Origin of the sequence: Synechococcus sp. MU1642 (genome assembly GCF_020514115.1) — a bacterium.
Taxonomy (GTDB): Bacteria; Cyanobacteriota; Cyanobacteriia; order PCC-6307; family Cyanobiaceae; genus Parasynechococcus.
In genome coordinates this window covers 226,436-243,672 of sequence record NZ_VTKZ01000003.1, presented here as the reverse complement: position 1 = coordinate 243,672, position 17,237 = coordinate 226,436, and the positions used below count along the sequence as shown (strand labels likewise).

Sequence of the window (17,237 nt, the reverse complement as noted above, 5' to 3'; positions counted from 1 at the left end):
CCGTGCCGGCCTCGGCATGGAAGTGATGCACGAGCGCAACGCTCACAACTTCCCCCTCGACCTGGCTGCTGCTGAGTCCACTCCTGTGGCTCTGCAGGCTCCTGCCATCGGTTGATCTGGAATCAACTAACGATTCAGATCAACTGAATCGGAAAGCCCCCTCCTCGGAGGGGGCTTTTTGTTGTGCATGCAGCTCTTATCTTCCGATCTCTTCACTGAGGAGCCGTCTGAGGTCGTCATTGCACGTCCCAGAGTTGACGTGCAGATAGAGCTTGCCAACCCCTCAACAACGCTTTGAGTCGACTCAGCAAAAGGGAACTATTGCAACGTTGAACCGCTAATCAGGTGCTGACCGCTCACTGAAGGAGCTTTTGCCAGAATTAATCCAAGATTCAACTGTTTTGGCTGATCGGCATGAGCTGGATCTTCCTGTGGGTAGCCCAGATATGGCAGCACATGCAGAACATGCGCAGGCGTGCAGGGCTGCAATGAATCAGACACAAATACTGATCCAGCGCCTCGGCTTGATGCCCCATCCGGAGGGGGGCTGGTACCGGGAGTTGCATCGCAGCCCAGACCAAGTTCAACGACAGGACGGTGCCGAGCGATCTGTCTTGACGGTCATTCTGTTTTTGCTGCCCGGCGGTGCCACCAGTTGCTGGCATCGGGTGATAGGTGGAGAAGAAGTCTGGACACACATTGATGGGGGAACGCTGGAGCTCTTTCAGTGCCAGGCCGACGGCACAGGGCTGCAACGTGATGCTTTGCATGCATCCAACCCCGTCAAGGTGGTTCCTGCCAACGCCTGGCAGGCGGCAAGGAGTCTGGGTGATTACTCCCTGGTGAGCTGTTGTGTGGGGCCGGGGTTTGACTTCTGTGATTTCGAGATGGCGCGGCAGCAACCCACGACAGAACGTCCGAAATTGCCCCATCCGGAGTTGATCTGAACCGATGGCTTCGTAGCCTCACCACATCGATCAATGGCCATGGGCAGCAGCTTCGGCGACCTCTTCCGGATCAGCACCTTCGGTGAATCCCACGGAGGAGGGGTGGGTGTGATTGTTGAGGGCTGTCCACCACGGCTAAACCTCAGCGTCGAGTCGATTCAGGCCGAACTGGATCGACGCAAGCCAGGCCAAAGCCACATCACCACCCCGCGCAAGGAAGCGGACCAGGTGGAAATTCTCAGTGGCCTGCTGGATGGCAAAACCACGCTTGGCACCCCGATCGCCATGGTCGTGCGGAACAAGGACCAACGACCCGGGGATTACAAGGACATGGCGGTCGCCTTCCGGCCATCCCATGCCGATGCCACTTACCAGGCGAAATATGGAATCCAGGCGCGCAGCGGTGGGGGACGTGCGTCAGCGCGGGAAACCATCGGCCGTGTCGCTGCTGGTGCGATCGCCAAGCAGCTGCTGAAACAAGCAGCAGGAACTGAAATCCTGGCCTGGGTGAAGCGGATCCACACCATTGAAGCCTCAGGCATCGACCCGCAGCAGGTTCAGCTGAGCGATGTGGAGGCCAACATCGTTCGGTGTCCGGAGCCAGCGATCGCTGAGCGAATGATTGAGCGCATCGAAGCAATTGGCCGCGAGGGTGATTCCTGCGGCGGGGTGATCGAGTGCGTGGTGCGCCATCCCTCGATTGGCCTGGGCATGCCGGTGTTCGACAAACTCGAAGCCGACCTCGCCAAAGCTGTGATGTCGTTGCCGGCCACCAAGGGATTTGAAATTGGTTCCGGTTTCGATGGAACGCTGTTGAAGGGCAGCGAACACAACGATGCCTTTATGCCAAGCGACGATGGCCGGCTGAAGACCGCCACCAACAACTCCGGTGGCATCCAGGGGGGGATCAGCAATGGTGAGCCAATTGTGGTCCGGGTGGCCTTCAAGCCAACGGCCACAATCCGCAAAGAGCAGCAGACCGTCGATTCCGATGGCAAGGCCATCACACTCGCAGGGAAAGGACGGCACGATCCATGCGTTCTGCCTCGGGCCGTGCCGATGGTTGAAGCGATGGTGGCACTCGTTCTGGCTGATCACCTGCTGAGGCAGCAGGGGCAATGCAGCCTTTGGTGAGCACCACCCTCAAGTCAGATCAAACGGAACCCACCGCTGTGCTGGCGTTGGAGCTCACCGCCGCTGCGGCCGCTTTCGTCTTTGCCGCGCTGCGGGTCCGGATGCGTCGAGCGGGCTTTTTGCTGGCCTGAGCCTTGGCTGAGACTGGTTTCTTGGCAGCCATCGTTTTCTTCACTGTCCGGCGAGCACGACCGGTCGCCCCACGGCTGCGATGACTCAACACCAGGGCCCACTCCTCGTCACTGAGGGTGGATGGCTTGCTGCCGTGGGCATAGGACAGCTTGGCCGCCTTCTCGATGTCCTTGATCAGATTCGTCCAAGACGTGGCAAAACGCTTGTCGGACTGCGATTTCGCACCGCTTTCCACCAGAGTCTCCACAACCCCTGCGGCCGAAACCTTCTTGCGCCGGCGATTGAAAATCTCCTTCTGAAGCTGAGCGATCAGGGCATCGGCCTTGTCGCTGAGCTTGATCGTGAGCTGCGACATGACGCAGTTAGATAGCTATCTCATCTGTAGCACCTTGGACGCATGTCGACCAGTCGTTGGCATCAGCGCTGGCTTGTCGATTGATGCAACCAGTCGAGAATTGCCTTGAAGGCAGGCGGCGATCCCACCACTCTGCGGCCCAAAGCCACAGCGCCATGCCCAGCCTCCAGCCATACAGGGAGATCGCCCACCTCAAGACCACCAGCGGCAATCACAAAGGGCAGTGGGCCGAGGGGTGCCTGCAAGCTGCCCCAATACCCCGGCCCGAGGTTGACGGCAGGAAACAGTTTGACGACACGACAGCCGAACCGCATGGCTTGATGCACCTCCGTGGGACTGAAGACCCCAGGCACCAGCAAGACCCCAAACCCTCGGGCCTGCTCAACAAGCTCCGGGCACCAGCAAGGAGCCATCGCATAGCTGAGATCCAGCCGCGATAGGTCATTGAGCGCCTTGGTAACCGTCACCGAGGCCGCTCCCAGATTCAATTCAGGGCAATGGTCCTGCACTCGTTGCATGAACCCTATCCAGCCTGGCTGGTCAAGCCAGGCCACCTCGAGATGTCGCAGTCCTGCAGCATGAAGCTGCTGCACTTGCTCCAACAAGCCAGACCCCGAGCCTGAAGCCTCGAGGTCGTCTGGCTCAGGACGAATCACCAACAAAAGAGGCTGATGCTGCAGGGAAGCCACAAAGAGCTCCTGCCGCACCAGCCAAGGGTTGGAAGACGAATCGAAATCAGACGTATTCGGCGACCCGGACGTCACGTTTGATCAGAAGCTCCTGAAGCTCTTCAGCATCAACAGTCTCCTGCTCAACGAGCATTTCAGCCAATTCATCCAGAACGGCTCGGTTGTCAACAAGAACCTTGGTAGCGCGCTTGTAAGCAACATCCACCAGCTCTGACACCTCTTTGTCGATCATCGCGGCGGTTTCCTCAGAGAAGTCACGCTCCGCAGCGATGTCGCGTCCGAGGAACATGCCACCTTGCGCACGCCCAAGAGCAACGGGACCCAGTTCGTCGCTCATTCCGAAGCGAGTGATCATCTGACGCGCCGTTGAAGCAACCTGCTGAAGATCGTTGGAGGCACCTGTGGTGACCTCGTCTTCGCCATAGACAATCTCTTCAGCCACCCGGCCGCCAAGTGCAACGGCCATCTGGTTCTGGAGGTAGGCCCGTGAATACAAGCCCGATTCCATCCTCTCTTCACTGGGGGTGAAGAAGGTCAGACCGCCAGCGTTACCACGGGGAATGATGGAGATCTTCTGAACAGGGTCGTAATCCGGCATCAGAGCTCCCACGAGGGCATGACCAGCCTCGTGAAAAGCAACCAAGCGGGCGCGACGCTCGCTCATCACGCGGTCCTTCTTCTCGGGACCCGCCATCACACGTTCAATGGCATCACTGATCTCGTCGTTGCTCACTTCGGTGAGTTCGCGACGGGCCGCAAGGATGGCGGCTTCGTTGAGAAGGTTGGCCAAATCAGCGCCGGTGTAACCCGGTGTCCGACGGGCAACCTTGTCGAGATCGACGTCCTTAGCGAGGGTCTTACCGCGAGCGTGAACTCCGAGAATCTGTAGGCGTCCGGAGTAGTCAGGGCGATCAACTGTGACCTGACGATCAAAACGACCGGGGCGCATTAGAGCGGCATCGAGCACGTCCGGGCGGTTGGTGGCCGCCACGATGATGATGCCGGTATTGCCCTCGAAACCATCCATCTCCGTCAGGAGCTGGTTCAGCGTTTGCTCGCGCTCGTCGTTGCCACCGCCAAGGCCTGCACCACGTTGACGACCAACGGCGTCAATCTCATCGATAAAGACGATGCAGGGAGCATTTTTCTTGGCTTGCTCGAACAGGTCGCGAACACGGCTGGCACCAACGCCAACAAACATCTCAACGAACTCTGAGCCAGAGATGGAAAAGAAGGGAACACCTGCTTCACCAGCAACTGCCTTGGCGAGCAGGGTCTTGCCGGTGCCGGGAGGCCCCACAAGCAGAACCCCTTTGGGGATCTTGGCGCCGACGGCCGTGAAGCGATCAGGGTTCTTGAGGAAGTCGACCACCTCGGTCAGCTCAAGTTTTGCTCCTTCAATGCCGGCAACATCGGTGAAGGTCACCTGAGTGGAAGGCTCCATCTGAACCCGTGCCTTGCTCTTGCCGAACTGCATCGCGGGATTACCACCGCCGCCGCCTTGCGCACGCCGGAATAGGAAGAACAGTCCGCCCAACAGAAGGATCGGGAAGATAAGACTTCCAGCAGCCTGCTGCCAGCCAGGGGTCTGACGGGAGGGCTGCACAGCGATATCGACGCTGTGTTCGGTCAGCAAACCGAGCAGCTCACGATCGGGGGCCAGGTTGACCTGGGCACGACGACCGTCGTTTTCAACAACCTGAGCGGTGCCCTGATCCGGAGAAATCAGCACACGGCTGATTTGGTCATCCTTCACCGCCTCAACGAACTCGCTGTAGCGGATGGTGTTCACCTGGGGCTGGCTACCACCTCCGCCACCAACGAACGCCGGTGCAATCACAACGATCGCCAAGACCAAAAGGGCCCCGAGGCCGATATTTCGCCAACGCTTGTTCACAGGTCGCCTCGTAGATGAAGGAATGTTAAACCGGTTCTCTGCATTCAGGAGGCGCGGAGCACCTCAACCACACTCTTAAAAGCGAACCATTCGGGAATTTCCTCACCACCACGAAGCATCTTGCGGAACTGAGTGCCGCTGAGCTTCTTCACGTGCAGGCCACGGGCTTCGGCATGTTCCGCCGTCACATAGCCCTCTTCCTGGGTGTAGACGAGGTTCAGGGAAGGAACCGTTTCCATCATGAGCTCGGGAGCGCATTCCTTAGCGAAGTTCTGCGCGTCGTAAGGACCGTAGAAGTCGTCACCAGTCAGAGACGATTTGCAGCCGGCCATATCGCGGCCAATGATGAAGTGGGTGCATCCGTAGTTGCGGCGGATAATCATGTGCTGGAGCGCTTCACGCGGACCAGCCATGTGCATGGCGTAAGGCAGGTAGGCCCAGCGAATGCTGTCGTTGTTCACCTCGGCCGCCAGACGTTCATAGGTCTGGAAGCGAACAGCACCAGGGATGTCGTCCTGCTGGGTGGGACCACAGGTGGGATGGACGAGGACCACGGCGTTATCACTCACGTTCTGTGCATGCAGGGCACGGGTGAAAAGTTCGTAGTGAGCGCGGTGAATGGGGTTGCGGCACTGGAACGCCACCACGTCCTCGCCTTCGGGCAGGCCTGCACGCACCTCAGCCGGGGTCTTGCAGGGGAACACCCGCTCGGGCAGAGCAAGACCCTTGAGGCTTCCACCCAAGTAGAAACACTTGCGCTCAATCGTGATCATCCGAACCGCAGGGTGCTCGATGGAGGTGGTGCCGTAGCAGCCCTTGGCTTCAGCAACTTTGTTGGGTTCCCACTTGTCCTCCACCTCGAGGACCGCCAGTTCCTGGCCCTTGTAAGTCAGCATCACCTTGTCACCCACCACCACGTCATCGCGATCGGTGTCCATCACGATCGGCAGACCAAACAGCTGGCCCGCAGCCAGACGATGACCACTGACCACAGCGTCGTAGTCCTCCTGGTGCATGAAGCCACGCAGAGGAGAGAAGCCACCAACGCACAGCAGCTCCACATCACAGGCATTGCGATCAGAACACTCGATCGTTTTAGTCGCGGTGGCTTTCACAGCGGCACGATCCGCCTCGCCCACCATCAGATCGACCAGCGTTCCGCAATAGGGGGCAATCACACCGGATCGCTGGGCGGGAGCAGAAGCACTGGCGGTCATGACTTCATGGAAAGATCGCGCGATTCTCCCAGATCGCCGGAGGATTGCAATGGGCCACAAAAAAGGGGGCCTGAGCCCCCTTGCAACCTGTTGTGATGAGCCTGATCAGGCCTCTTCAAGGCGGCCGTAGAGATCACCAGTGATCTTGATGTCGACCACTTCACGACCACCCATATCGGAGTCGGAGGGTTGGATAGCGCTGAACACACCAGCGAATTCTCCGGTTTCAGGATCCACCTTGGTGACGGAAAGACTCATGGTTCCCACGCCATCGATGTAGCGCTTGTTGTTGTCCTTCTCGAGTTGCTCGTCATCACCGCCAAGTGCCACAAGGCCTTGGGCGTACTGAACACCGGTGGTCAGAGCCCTGCCCTTGGGATCGATGAAGTTGCTGGTGCGGTAGCTGGGGGTGCGATAGGTGCCTTCAAAGTCGGTGCTGGTGGTCAACGCCGAGCCATCAGCAGTTGCATTGAGAGACTTGCTGGAGAAGGTGAAGGGGAACTCCTCGCCACCGGGCACCAAAACGGTGATCGGCTGGAAGTCGATGCCGCCTTTCTCCTGGAATTGCAGTCCAGATTCCGTCACCTTCAGATCCCCAAAGACTGAATCGAGGCTGGAGGTGTAGCGGGTCAGGATCTTGCCCTCAACAAACTCCGCCTGCTGACGAATGTTCTTGGGCTCCTCCTTCGCATAAACCTGAACTGGGTGCATGCAGATCTCACGCAGCTCGTAGCTGCCACCGATCGTCAAAGGAATCGAGCCACGAGCTGAGTCCCCAATCGTGGGGCAATCGTTGGCTTTGCCGGTGTTATGGATGTCGTCGTAGGTGACGTTGGATCCACCACGCTGAACGGCTTCACTGTCGCCACTACAGGCCGTGGTGAAGAACGCGAGGCAGAGCGCCAGCACGACGGCCAGCAGAGGACGGATGCGCATGGAAGGAGCCAATCGGCTGAACGCTAATGGGGACGGGATGCCGTCAGATCCGGATCCTACAGGGCGAAAAATGACGTCAGGGCTAGCCTTTTGCAGCTCTCAACAACTTGTCGAAGGCGCGTGACATCCAACGATCCCGATTCGACCCAGGCACGGATGGCTCCGGCACTGGCCACCCTGGGCGAGATAGCAGAGGAATTGAGGGGAAATCCAGAAGCACTCCTCACCCTGCTGCGTGAGCTTGAAGCCCTGCATCGGGACGTTCAGGACGGTCCGTTCCGCCAAAGCCTTCCTGAAAACCGCCAGAAATTGTTCACACTTCTGCAGGGGATGGAGAAAAACGGTGGTTGGCCCTACATCCCCAGGCTTCAGCTGCGCACCTTCATCGACCTGCTCGGTCAGGACTCCATCGACGCCGCGGCCTGATCCCGAGCCTTCAACAGAGCATCAAGCAATTGATGGGCCAGAGAGAGCTTTGCAGTCACAGGCAGCTCCCGTCTCCAGCCGTCTCCCAGCAACCAGCCCCCATTGGGTTGGTCCCCAAAACCCTGACCGTCACGGTCTACGGGATTCACCATCAATAGATCGCAGCCCTTCGCCAGCCGCTTGCTTTCAGCCAGCTCCAGCAAATGGGCATCACTGCCTGTGAGCGCTGAAAAGCCGAGAACCAACAGTCCAGGATGGCGTTGGCGGATCAGGTTCGACAGCAGGTCAGGCACCTCGGTCCAACCGGAGGTCAGAGCCTGCTGAAGCTCCAACTTGGTCAGTTTGCCTGGAGGAGCAACATCCCGCCGCAGGTCAGCGACGGCAGCAGCCATCACAAGCACATCCGATCGGGGCTGAGCCAATTGCAAAGCTGTACCCAGTTCAGCGGCACTCTCCACCGCAGTGCACTGCAGGCCCTCAAGCCAAGCGTCGGGGATACCCAATGGGCCATGCACCAAATGAACGGTGGCACCCCGGAAGCGTGCCGCCTGTGCCAGCAGCACCCCCATTCGACCGCTGCTGCGGTTGCTCAGGAAACGGACCGGATCAATGGACTCTTGGGTCGGTCCAGCCGAAATAAGAACAGACATCCCCGACCAATCAAGGGGCACGTCGAGAGTGCCCAAGCCGCGGCTGAACACGGACGCTGCCGCTAACTCAATCAACAGCGGATCGGCCATGCGCCCATCGCCGACGCGATCGCAGGCCAACAGACCGGACGCCGGCAACAGGGGGACCACCCCAGGGAAGGATTGGATCTGCAGCCAGTTGCTTTGCACCGCAGGGTGGCGCCACATGGCTGTGTTCATCGCCGGAGCCGCTATGACCGGAGCTTCCGTTGCCAACAGAACGCTGGCGAGCAGCCCGTCCGCCGAACCCTGGCTCCAGCGGGCCAGGCTGCTGGCACTTAGGGGCGCGACGATGGTCAACTCCGCCCACTCCGCCAACTCGATGTGCAGCGGCCTCGACGCAGCCGGATTCCACTGGTCTGCTTCGAGGTAACAGCGATGACGACTAAGGCTGGCAAGCGCGACGGGGCTCACCAAGGCAGCACCACTTGTGGTCACAAGACAGCGCACCTCAGCGCCGGCCTTGATCAGCGCACTGACGAGCAAAGGCGTCTTAACAGCAGCAATGCTGCCGCTGACGGCCACCAGCACACGCCGCCCTCGGAGTGGCGATGCCTGCTCAGTCTTCATCAAAAGGTTCTTGATCCACCAAATGGTGGTACGGAAGGATCAGTTCGGGCCTGTGGATGGCCAGCGCCCGAAGCAGGTGCCAATCCGAAAGGCTGTCGAAAGGAGAGGGATAGTCGTCCTCTTCGAGCCGGCGGGCGAGCTCAGCTGTCGACGCCTCGTCAAAAGCCTCCAGCCGTTCCTGCGTGAGCATCGAGCCGTCCTCAGACGCCATTGCTTGCATTTTGACGTAGGCCGTGCCGGCTAGCGTTGGCTCACCGGGGATTTAGCTCAGTTGGTAGAGCGCTGCGATCGCACCGCAGAGGTCAGGGGTTCGAATCCCCTATTCTCCATTGCCCTTTTGCGGCGTCGCCTGCCACTGATTGGCTTATTTGCCCTAGTGGTATTCAGCACCGTGGCACGACCATCAGCGCTGCTCACGTTCACGCTGCTCGCTGCAGCCGGTGCGATAAGTCGCGCACGATCACGCCGCACTTGACCCACCATGAGGTAAAAGGGGGTTATTGAACTCCCCCGTAGCCGATGTCGCAATCGAAGCGCGAGCAGGTCGTGAGCCACCTGCGCTACATCCGCCAGGAGCTACGTGAGATGCACCAGGGAGTGATGGAAGACGGCCTTCTTCCCGAAGCAGGCGAAGTCCGGGGTGTAATGGCACAAATGGAAGCGCTGCTGGAACTCCTCGAAGGCAAAGCTTCCAGAAAAGCGAAAGCTGAGTCCAAATAAATTCCGGCGCAAGCCGTTGTCAAAGCCCGCAACTCTTGCTGCGCCACTCCCCATCACCTGGCTCGGGCTTGCCCCGGGTTTTTTTACTGAAATCTCCTATCCGTAGTGTCTGATGCCTGCAGATTGTCCAGGGGTGGTGTAGACAGGTGATGGCGGGGGTATAGCCGGGTGATGGGGATCACTGGCTTCGACCCTGCCTCTTCCCCCCACCCGAAACCTGTGCCGTGCGACGGCTTCAATCCACCCGGCTGCAAACCAACGTTGGTGCAGCACTTCAGAGGCTGGATCACTGGGCGCGCAATCCCTGGCGTCGTTTGTCCTTACTAGCCCTTGCCGGGTTGATTGGCTTTTTGATCGGCAGCGCCATCACCTCGGTTGCAGGCGTTCTCGGGCAGATAGACCCCGTCGCTGCACTGCTGGTGGTGCTTGGCACTGAATTCTCGATTCGGCGACGACGCAGTTCGGAACCATCCCTGAAGTTGCCCCAACAACTGTTGGATCTTGGTCGCATCGGCTTTCTGTACGGCCTCTTTCTGGAAGGGTTCAAGCTGATCTGAAGCAGAACCGTTAAAAACAGCCAATCAAAAATGGATTCATACCCTTCGGGAAGAATCTGGTGGGTTGCACGCCAGTGCGGTCGCCGACCTGGATGGCTTCAAAGTTTCCAGACGCCTGGTCTTGCTGCTCTGGGCCATCGTTCACCTGGCCTTGATCCCCAACCGAGAGAAACGGATCACCTTGAGCATCAAATGGCTGTACGCCCTGGCGACCCGGCAACGGGCCTCGATTCTGCTAACGGGCATGCCATGCCAGCATCTGGCACTTGATGCTGGCTTGGCATGCCCGCTTCCCGATGGCCAGCGGCAAAGGTCCCTCCATCGCCGAACCCGATGCCCCCCTCAAGGCAGCGATTGATAACCACGCCCATCAACTCAGTGGCCTCCCTCAAACTCAAGAGCTGCTCGACACCAACGAAGCCTCAGTCGCGGATTCAGAAGCTGCCATCAAATAGAGCAAGGCCATCCGAGTGGGAACACCATTCCTGACCTGCTCTTCCACAAGGCTGACGCGCGGGTCATCCAAGAGCGACCCACTCAATTCGATGCCGCGATTGACCGGGCCGGGATGCAAAACGGGAACGTCCTCACCGCAGAGCTGCATGCGCTCATGGCTTAATCCGAAATCGCGGTGGTAGCGCTTCAGGCTGGTCAACAACTGCTGGCCCATCCGTTCCTTCTGAAGCCGCAGGGTCATCACGGCATCGGCACCCGGCAGTGCATGCTCCAGGCGTCGCACCACGCTGATCTTGCCCCGTTGCGGGACCGGGTCCTTCAGCAGGCCTGGGGGCGGCGCATCCACGAAGGCTGCAAAATCCTCCGGAACCAGGCTGGGAGGACCGCACAACACCACATCCGCTCCACAGGCCGTCAAAGCCCAGAGATTCGAACGGGCCACCCGTGAGTGAAGGATGTCTCCAACAATCACAATCCGGCGTCCTTGCAGGGCCTCCGGCATGGGGTGCTGAGGAGAGAAAAAGCGGGTAAGCGTGAGCAGATCCAGCAGCCCCTGACTGGGATGGCTATGAAGTCCATCGCCCCCATTGAGCACCACGGTGCGCTCACCCATCTGCTGCAGGTCCAGCGCCAGCTGCTGTGGCACACCGGTGGAACGGTGGCGCACCACCAACACGTCAGCCCCCATGGCCACGTAAGTGCGCGCCGTGTCGAGAACGCTTTCACCTTTGCTGAGTGAGCTGCTGGAGGGTGAAAAGCTCATCACGTCTGCCGACAGACGCTTGGCCGCCAACTCAAAACTGCTGCGGGTTCGGGTGCTGGGTTCAAAGAAAAGCGTTGCCACCAAACGTCCCTGCAAGGCGGGAAGTTTCCGGGCACCGGTGATCGGAAGCGAACGAAACTGCTGGGCCAGATCAAGCACCGCCGCAAAGTCTTCTCGCGAAAACGACGCGAGATCAAGAACGTGGCGATGCGACCAGCCACTCATGACGACGGCTCCTGCGATGGCGACCAGCACTGTGACCTGGGTGGCATGCGATCACCCCGAGCTCGCCTGCTGACACTGCGACTGCTCCGCAGATACCAGCGCCATGGGGTAGCAGCGCCCTGGGTGATGCCGATCCGCGTGGTTGTCACAAGATCCTGGCTGGCAAACGTGTATGACCTTGGGGCCATCCACACCTCATGTTCGCCCGTCACCGGACGGCTGTCATCACGGCGATCAAGCCCGAAACGACGAGCCAGCAAGCCGGGCCCTGCCGCAACCCTCTCGGGTTCACAGGGCAGAGCCACGGCACGCAGCAACACACCATTGGCCCAGTCACCCCTATCGGTAACCACGTTCACGCAGTGGTGGATGCCATAGCTCACATACACATAAAAGCGCCCAGGTTCACCGAACAGGGTTTCGTTTTGCCGTGAACGGCGGCGGTAACCGTGACAAGCGGGATCGTCCTGGGAATAAGCCTCAGTTTCAACGATCACGCCCCAGAGCAGGCTGCCGTTGTCTTGTCGTTTCACCAACCTGCAGCCCACCAGATCAGGTCCTACAACTTCTGCGGTGCGACAGAAGAAGGACTTGGGTAGGGCAGGGAGATGTTGGGTAATAGAGCTGGCGGCTATAGAAGTGGATGGAAATCCTGCATTACCTTGGCTCTACTCCCTTGAGCAAACATGAGCAAGCCCAGACAGCAGAAATCTGGGTTCTCCAACACTCATAAGAACAAAGAAACAAATGAAAAACCTGTCCAAAACTCTCCGACTAACATTACAAAGGGGAAACTGGCTATTGAGCTAATCAATCAGGGAAAACTTAAGGAAGCAGAAGCGATTTACAGAGAACTAATTTCTGCAGGGATAAGCAATCACATTATTTACGGAAATCTTGCAGCACTCTGCGTCATGCAAGACGGTTGCGAGGAACCCATAAAACTCCTACACAATGCCCTAAAGCTTGAACCAAACTTTCCAAAAGCACTTATCAGCCTGGGCATTGCCTTGAAAAAGAAGGGCAAACTAAACGCTGCTATTAGCTCCTACAACATTGCACTTCAGCTCAAACCCAACGACGCAGAAGCTCAATACAACCTAGGCAATTCTCTCCTGGAAAAGGGTGACCTAAATGCTGCAATTAGCTCCTACAATATTGCCCTTCAACTCAAGCCTAACCACCCAGAAACACACTACAACCTTGGCAATGCTCTCCAAAAGCAAGGCGATCTAAATAATGCAATCAATTCCTATAACATTGCTCTTCAACTCAAACCCAACTACCTAGAAGCTCACATCAACCTGGGCAATTCTCTCCTAGAAAAGGGTGACCTAAATGCTGCTATTAGCTCCTACAATATTGCTCTTCAACTCAAGCCTAACCACCCAGAAACTCACTACAATCTTGGCAATGCCCTCCAAAAGAAGGGCGATCTAAACAATGCGATCAGTTCCTATAACGCTGCTCTTCAACTCAAGCCCAACTACCCAGAAGCTCACTACAATCTTGGCAATGCCCTTCAAAAGAAGGGCGATCTAAATGCTTCCTTATCCAATCACAAAAGAGCAGTTTTGATAGACCCAAAAAACTCAAATTCTTTTTACGGTATTGGGCGCATCCAAGCAGCCAAAGGAGATCTGAAAGGCAGCAAGAACTCTTTTTACAAGGCGAATGATCTAGATCCAAATAATACTGCAGCACTTTTCGAGCTAAGCAAAAACATTTCAACAGATGGCGATTCTCAAAAGCTGCTCACGCAACTAAATGGGGTCACCAGCAACAATCTCAATCTTATAGATAAATCCTATCTAGAATTCGCTCTTGCGAACTTTTACCATGAGTCTAAGGATTACATTAACGCCATGCGGCACCTTATGAACGCAAACAAACTAAAACTATCGCTCCACCCATCAGATCTTAGGTCCCAATTACTTCGCACAGAACAAGCAGCCGATCTGGCAAGGCAAATCGACAAAGGCAACCCGAATAACGGAAAAGGAAGAATATTCATCGTTGGAGCACCCAGGTGTGGATCAACACTACTTGAATCAGTATTAGTGACAAATCCATATGTCAGAGAACTAGGGGAGTCAAATGCACTAACAGAGGCTTTTTATCAAGTCAAAGCCGCTATCAATTCCAAAGAAATAGCGCCCTCCTTGTTAGCTTTGTATACAAAACAAGCCGGAGAGATTCCAGAAAAATGCACTCATAGCGTCGACAAAAATCTATACAATTTTAGATTCGTTGCAGCCATTGCAAGAGCAATGCCTGCAGCAAAAGTCATTCACTGCCGAAGACATCCACTGGACAACATTCTTTCGATGCTGCGAAGCAACCTAGAAAACGGCAATAACTATACCTCGGACCTCACAGATGCCGCAAAGTTCTTGATACACCAAGAGAAGACAATGAATAGATCCAAACGCAAATATGAGAAGCATATTTTCACCTTTGACTATGATGCATTCACCAGCAACCCCAAAAAGACTATTTCTCCACTCATCGACTGGCTTGGGCTCAAGTGGAACGAACGATATTTACGTCCAGAAGCGAATGATAGACTCATAAATACCGCCAGTGTCATAGAAGCCCGACAACCCATCAACAGCAAATCCCTGGGAGGCTGGAAAAACTACAGAGAACTCCTAAAGCCAGCAGAAGAGTCTCTGATAGAGAGTGGAATATTTAATATATAAAGTTGATCGACACGCAGACACATCTTGCTTATGCCAATCCAAGGAATTCCCTGTATTCCTCGCGAATTTGGAAAAGAACGAATGCCTGAATATCTCTGCAGTCCTTATTACGCTTCTGGACCTCTATCAACATCGCCACTTCTGGTGCTGAAACGCGAATTGTGATGGTTTTCACTGACACACCTCCCTGGTCTCTAGTTTCTTTAATCGCTCCAGCTTGTCTGTAATCGCTGCACGACAGAATGCCGACACACTTAGATGCTGACTTCTTTTCAGCAAGAGCAGTGCCTGATGAAGTTGCTGAGAGTCACTTTCTGGGCAAGTGAAAGTGATTTGATTTCTTCTCATTTCTCATGGGGTGACAAATCGCTATTGAAAGGGTCAAGGGCGATCAGCTCCAGGTTGGTAGTCGCTCCATATTTGGGCGGCGATGGCGTGGGCTCTAGCGACCGCCACAGGCTCACTCCAGCCACCCAGACGATTGATGAAGGCACCCTCCTAACAATCCGCACACGGACCTGGAGAGTGCAGTTGTTGTTGCGTAGGGAGGGTGGCTTCTTCACGGGAAATCCGCGTCTGATTCCTGGGCTAGAGCCGCCTCCAACTCCAAGCCAAGGGAGCCGAGTCCACCATTAGCTCTTCGTAGCCGAGGGAGTCGCTCGGCAAAAAATCGGGATTTTTTTTGGGGGTGACTTGGAGGTTGGCTGGGAGAGACAGGAGAATCTCTGAAACCTCTAGACAAGACTGGCTACTGCATCGCGGCTCGCTTCACGGAGTGGTGGATGCCGTAGGTGACATACACATAAAACCGCCCTGGCTCACCAAACAGGGTTTCGTTCTGGGGCGTCCTGCGCCGATAACCCTGGCAGGCGGGGTCGTCCTGGGAATAGGCCTCTATTTCAACGATCACGCCCTAAAGCAGGCTGCTTTCGTCATGGCGTTTCACCAACCTGCGACCCACCAGATCAGGACCCACGATCCGAGCCGGACGGGCAAAAAAATTGAGCGGAAGCGAAACGAAATCGATGACAGGCTGCCGGCTGGCAGCCACGCTTGATCTAGCTTGAACTTTGCAGGCTGTGGACAGCAACCTCCAGGCTCGGCGTGATGGGGTGTTTCTGGTGCTGGCGGGTTTGTTCCTCGGGACTCTCGGCATGCTCAACATCCTGGGCCTGACGCGCTTCCTTCAACTGGGCAGCATTGGCGGCTGGCCGATCGTCGTGGCCGTTGGCGCACTGCCCTACCCAATCACATTCCTCTGCACTGACTTAATAAGTGAGATCTGGGGAGAACAGAGAGCCAATCAAGTGGTGTGGGTCGGGCTGCTGCTCAACGGCTGGGTGCTGCTGATCCTTTGGCTTGGGGGCGTACTGCCCGCCATGGACGGCAGTGATGACAGCACCTTTCGCACGATTCAGCAGCTCAGCTTCGGTTCGATTGGCGCCTCGATGGTGGCTTATCTCACAGCGCAATTTGTGGATGTGCGGCTGTTTCATTTCTGGAAACGGCTCACCAAAGGGAAAGCCCTCTGGCTGCGCAATAACGGCTCCACCCTGGTGAGCCAGCTGGTGGACACCAGTGCAGTGGTGCTGATCAGCCATTACGGCGCCCATGTGCTTCCTGTACAGCCAGAACGGTCCGTGCTGACGCAACTGCTCAGCTTCATCGGCAGCGGCTACCTGTTCAAAGTGCTGGCAGCGCTGACCGACACACTTCCCTTCATCTGGCTCACAAAATGGCTGAGGGAGTGGCTGGAGATTCCCGGAGAAGGACGCGAACTCACAACAGAACCCACAACACCGATGCATTAGCGGTGCATCCACGCCAAGCTGAGCTCACTTCAGGCCAGTTGATGGACGCAGCCACCTCCAGCTTCAACCTCGGCACGGTGCTGCTCGCCAGCATTGCGCTGTTCCCATTGGCCTGCCTGTTCTTCGGAACCCGCGGCGGCTACTACAACACTGATCAGTACGACGGCAACGGCACCGCCCACTGATCGGCCGGAGTTGAGCGATCATCAGGGCATTAGTTCAGCATGAATGACCGCTGCAACTCCCGGCCCTGTCGACAGCACGGACGCCATTCGCCTCGCCCTGCGCAGTTGGCCTGAGGTGGAGAGCTACCTCCAAGGCTGCAAGGGAGTAATCATTCCCTTGGGATCCACCGAGCAACACGGACCCACGGGCGCCATCGGCACCGACGCCCTCACCGCCGAAGCGGTGGCCCTTGAAGTGGGACGTCGCACCGGCGTTTTGGTCACCCCAGCCCAGGCCTTCGGCATGGCGGAACACCACCTTGGTTTCGCGGGAACGATGAGCCTGCAGCCTGCAACGCTTTTGGCCGTTCTGCACGACCTGGTTTTGTCCCTGGGCCAGCATGGATTCGAACGGGTGTTCGTGATCAATGGCCACGGCGGCAACATTGCGACGGCCAAAGCCGCCTTTGCCCAGGCCTACGGCACCGCCACCACCCGCAATCTCCCCATTGCCCCGCAGCTGCGTTGTCGGCTGGCCAACTGGTTCATGGCCGGCCCCGTGATGCGCCAGGCGCGCGATCTATATGGCGACAAAGAAGGCCATCACGCTACGCCTAGCGAAATCGCTGTCACCCTCGCCGTGGAGCCGAGCCTGCAGACCAAGCAGCGACCGCTGCCCGACCCCGCACCGGCAGGTCCCATTCATGGACCGGACGACTTCCGTCGCCGACACCCCGATGGACGCATGGGATCCCACCCCTCCTTGGCCACCGCCCAGCATGGTGACGCCTTACTGGAGACAGCCGCCACCGCGTTGAGCGAGGATCTGCGCACGTTCCTCGGCTAG

19 protein-coding genes, 1 tRNA gene and 2 pseudogenes are annotated in these 17,237 nt (G+C 57.3%); 12 read left to right on the top strand and 10 right to left on the bottom strand.

From position 1 onward, the window contains the following. From FZZ85_RS05285 to aroC, 3 genes and pseudogenes are all read left to right on the top strand, one after another. Positions 1–115: pseudogene (locus FZZ85_RS05285) on the top strand (photosystem II q(b) protein); the annotation flags it as partial. 373 nt (positions 116–488) lie between these two features. Next, a complete protein-coding gene (locus FZZ85_RS05280) occupies positions 489–947 on the top strand; it encodes a cupin domain-containing protein (RefSeq protein ID WP_226412896.1) in 459 nt (152 codons plus the stop codon). Between the two features lie 39 nt (positions 948–986). Continuing rightward, entirely contained in the window at positions 987–2,081 is a 1,095-nt protein-coding gene (gene aroC / locus FZZ85_RS05275; RefSeq protein ID WP_226412894.1) for a chorismate synthase, read from the top strand. A gap of 19 nt (positions 2,082–2,100) precedes the next feature. On the opposite strand, the gene FZZ85_RS05270 is transcribed toward aroC, so the two are convergent. The 5 genes from FZZ85_RS05270 to FZZ85_RS05250 all read right to left on the bottom strand — a co-directional run bounded on the left by FZZ85_RS05270 (position 2,101) and on the right by FZZ85_RS05250 (position 7,307). After that, positions 2,101–2,568: a hypothetical protein gene (locus FZZ85_RS05270; RefSeq protein ID WP_226412892.1), complete on the bottom strand. Its 468-nt coding sequence runs from the start codon at positions 2,566–2,568 to the stop codon at positions 2,101–2,103. A gap of 62 nt (positions 2,569–2,630) precedes the next feature. Further along, a complete protein-coding gene (locus FZZ85_RS05265) occupies positions 2,631–3,275 on the bottom strand; it encodes a bifunctional 4-hydroxy-2-oxoglutarate aldolase/2-dehydro-3-deoxy-phosphogluconate aldolase (RefSeq protein WP_226412890.1) in 645 nt (214 codons plus the stop codon). A gap of 28 nt (positions 3,276–3,303) precedes the next feature. Then, the gene (gene ftsH / locus FZZ85_RS05260; RefSeq protein ID WP_226412888.1) at positions 3,304–5,154 is read right to left on the bottom strand and encodes an ATP-dependent zinc metalloprotease FtsH; all 1,851 of its coding nucleotides are present in this window, start codon (positions 5,152–5,154) and stop codon (positions 3,304–3,306) included. Positions 5,155–5,198: 44 nt separating this feature from the next. Beyond that, the gene (gene sat / locus FZZ85_RS05255; RefSeq protein ID WP_226412886.1) at positions 5,199–6,371 is read right to left on the bottom strand and encodes a sulfate adenylyltransferase; all 1,173 of its coding nucleotides are present in this window, start codon (positions 6,369–6,371) and stop codon (positions 5,199–5,201) included. 105 nt (positions 6,372–6,476) lie between these two features. Next, positions 6,477–7,307 (bottom strand): photosystem II manganese-stabilizing polypeptide, encoded by an 831-nt coding sequence (locus tag FZZ85_RS05250; RefSeq protein ID WP_226412884.1) that lies wholly within the window; start codon positions 7,305–7,307, stop codon positions 6,477–6,479. Between the two features lie 120 nt (positions 7,308–7,427). Between FZZ85_RS05250 and FZZ85_RS05245 the strand changes: the two genes are divergently transcribed. Continuing rightward, positions 7,428–7,733, top strand: a complete 306-nt coding sequence (locus FZZ85_RS05245; RefSeq protein ID WP_226412882.1) for a hypothetical protein — start codon at positions 7,428–7,430, stop codon at positions 7,731–7,733. Here FZZ85_RS05245 and coaBC read toward each other — a convergent pair. Both coaBC and FZZ85_RS05235 read right to left on the bottom strand, forming a co-directional pair. Next, positions 7,706–8,992, bottom strand: coding sequence for a bifunctional phosphopantothenoylcysteine decarboxylase/phosphopantothenate--cysteine ligase CoaBC (coaBC, locus tag FZZ85_RS05240; RefSeq protein ID WP_226412880.1), 1,287 nt, complete (start codon positions 8,990–8,992; stop codon positions 7,706–7,708). The genes FZZ85_RS05245 and coaBC overlap by 28 nt on opposite strands. Further along, positions 8,982–9,203, bottom strand: a complete 222-nt coding sequence (locus FZZ85_RS05235) for a DUF2555 domain-containing protein (protein ID WP_038551345.1) — start codon at positions 9,201–9,203, stop codon at positions 8,982–8,984. The genes coaBC and FZZ85_RS05235 overlap by 11 nt, the downstream gene beginning before the upstream one ends. A gap of 45 nt (positions 9,204–9,248) precedes the next feature. Here FZZ85_RS05235 and FZZ85_RS05230 point away from each other — a divergent pair. The 4 genes from FZZ85_RS05230 (at position 9,249) to FZZ85_RS05215 (ending at position 10,627) form a co-directional block, all read left to right on the top strand. Then, positions 9,249–9,321, top strand: a tRNA-Ala gene (locus tag FZZ85_RS05230). 190 nt (positions 9,322–9,511) lie between these two features. Next, positions 9,512–9,712, top strand: a complete 201-nt coding sequence (locus FZZ85_RS05225; protein WP_011363323.1) for a hypothetical protein — start codon at positions 9,512–9,514, stop codon at positions 9,710–9,712. Positions 9,713–9,936: 224 nt separating this feature from the next. Beyond that, the gene (locus FZZ85_RS05220; RefSeq protein ID WP_226412878.1) at positions 9,937–10,269 is read left to right on the top strand and encodes a DUF565 domain-containing protein; all 333 of its coding nucleotides are present in this window, start codon (positions 9,937–9,939) and stop codon (positions 10,267–10,269) included. A gap of 64 nt (positions 10,270–10,333) precedes the next feature. Next, on the top strand, positions 10,334–10,627 hold the full coding sequence (locus FZZ85_RS05215) for a hypothetical protein (protein WP_226412876.1): 294 nt from the start codon (positions 10,334–10,336) through the stop codon (positions 10,625–10,627). Between the two features lie 36 nt (positions 10,628–10,663). On the opposite strand, the gene FZZ85_RS05210 is transcribed toward FZZ85_RS05215, so the two are convergent. Together FZZ85_RS05210 and FZZ85_RS05205 are read right to left on the bottom strand one after the other, a co-directional pair. After that, complete coding sequence (locus FZZ85_RS05210; protein WP_226412934.1) at positions 10,664–11,713, bottom strand: aspartate carbamoyltransferase catalytic subunit; 1,050 nt, start codon at positions 11,711–11,713, stop codon at positions 10,664–10,666. Continuing rightward, entirely contained in the window at positions 11,710–12,348 is a 639-nt protein-coding gene (locus FZZ85_RS05205; RefSeq protein WP_226412932.1) for a DNA-3-methyladenine glycosylase, read from the bottom strand. The genes FZZ85_RS05210 and FZZ85_RS05205 overlap by 4 nt, the downstream gene beginning before the upstream one ends. Positions 12,349–12,399: 51 nt before the next feature. On the opposite strand from FZZ85_RS05205, the gene FZZ85_RS05200 reads away from it, so the two are divergent. After that, positions 12,400–14,415, top strand: coding sequence for a tetratricopeptide repeat-containing sulfotransferase family protein (locus FZZ85_RS05200; protein ID WP_226412874.1), 2,016 nt, complete (start codon positions 12,400–12,402; stop codon positions 14,413–14,415). Positions 14,416–15,184: 769 nt separating this feature from the next. Here the strand turns inward: FZZ85_RS05200 and FZZ85_RS05195 are convergent. Then, positions 15,185–15,466 (bottom strand): annotated as a pseudogene (locus FZZ85_RS05195) (DNA-3-methyladenine glycosylase); the annotation flags it as partial. A 28-nt stretch (positions 15,467–15,494) separates the two neighbouring features. On the opposite strand from FZZ85_RS05195, the gene FZZ85_RS05190 reads away from it, so the two are divergent. Genes FZZ85_RS05190 through FZZ85_RS05180 form a run of 3 tightly spaced genes read left to right on the top strand, consistent with a single transcriptional unit; the run spans position 15,495 to position 17,237 of the window. Then, positions 15,495–16,226, top strand: coding sequence for a queuosine precursor transporter (locus FZZ85_RS05190; RefSeq protein ID WP_226412872.1), 732 nt, complete (start codon positions 15,495–15,497; stop codon positions 16,224–16,226). A gap of 41 nt (positions 16,227–16,267) precedes the next feature. Next, positions 16,268–16,411 (top strand): hypothetical protein, encoded by a 144-nt coding sequence (locus FZZ85_RS05185; RefSeq protein WP_226412870.1) that lies wholly within the window; start codon positions 16,268–16,270, stop codon positions 16,409–16,411. A 43-nt stretch (positions 16,412–16,454) separates the two neighbouring features. Beyond that, on the top strand, positions 16,455–17,237 hold the full coding sequence (locus FZZ85_RS05180) for a creatininase family protein (protein WP_226412868.1): 783 nt from the start codon (positions 16,455–16,457) through the stop codon (positions 17,235–17,237).

What these genes read in the sequence shown, in the direction of transcription:
- FZZ85_RS05200 (WP_226412874.1), top strand. Translation starts at nt 12,400, where the DNA reads ATGAGCAAGCCCAGACAGCAGAAATCTGGGTTCTCCAACACTCATAAG.
- FZZ85_RS05225 (WP_011363323.1), top strand. Translation starts at nt 9,512, where the DNA reads ATGTCGCAATCGAAGCGCGAGCAGGTCGTGAGCCACCTGCGCTACATC.
- FZZ85_RS05250 (WP_226412884.1), bottom strand. Translation starts at nt 7,307, where the DNA reads ATGCGCATCCGTCCTCTGCTGGCCGTCGTGCTGGCGCTCTGCCTCGCG.
- FZZ85_RS05185 (WP_226412870.1), top strand. Translation starts at nt 16,268, where the DNA reads ATGGACGCAGCCACCTCCAGCTTCAACCTCGGCACGGTGCTGCTCGCC.
- aroC (WP_226412894.1), top strand. Translation starts at nt 987, where the DNA reads ATGGGCAGCAGCTTCGGCGACCTCTTCCGGATCAGCACCTTCGGTGAA.
- FZZ85_RS05180 (WP_226412868.1), top strand. Translation starts at nt 16,455, where the DNA reads ATGACCGCTGCAACTCCCGGCCCTGTCGACAGCACGGACGCCATTCGC.
- FZZ85_RS05270 (WP_226412892.1), bottom strand. Translation starts at nt 2,568, where the DNA reads ATGTCGCAGCTCACGATCAAGCTCAGCGACAAGGCCGATGCCCTGATC.
- FZZ85_RS05210 (WP_226412934.1), bottom strand. Translation starts at nt 11,713, where the DNA reads ATGAGTGGCTGGTCGCATCGCCACGTTCTTGATCTCGCGTCGTTTTCG.
- coaBC (WP_226412880.1), bottom strand. Translation starts at nt 8,992, where the DNA reads ATGAAGACTGAGCAGGCATCGCCACTCCGAGGGCGGCGTGTGCTGGTG.
- FZZ85_RS05280 (WP_226412896.1), top strand. Translation starts at nt 489, where the DNA reads ATGAATCAGACACAAATACTGATCCAGCGCCTCGGCTTGATGCCCCAT.
- sat (WP_226412886.1), bottom strand. Translation starts at nt 6,371, where the DNA reads ATGACCGCCAGTGCTTCTGCTCCCGCCCAGCGATCCGGTGTGATTGCC.
- FZZ85_RS05235 (WP_038551345.1), bottom strand. Translation starts at nt 9,203, where the DNA reads ATGGCGTCTGAGGACGGCTCGATGCTCACGCAGGAACGGCTGGAGGCT.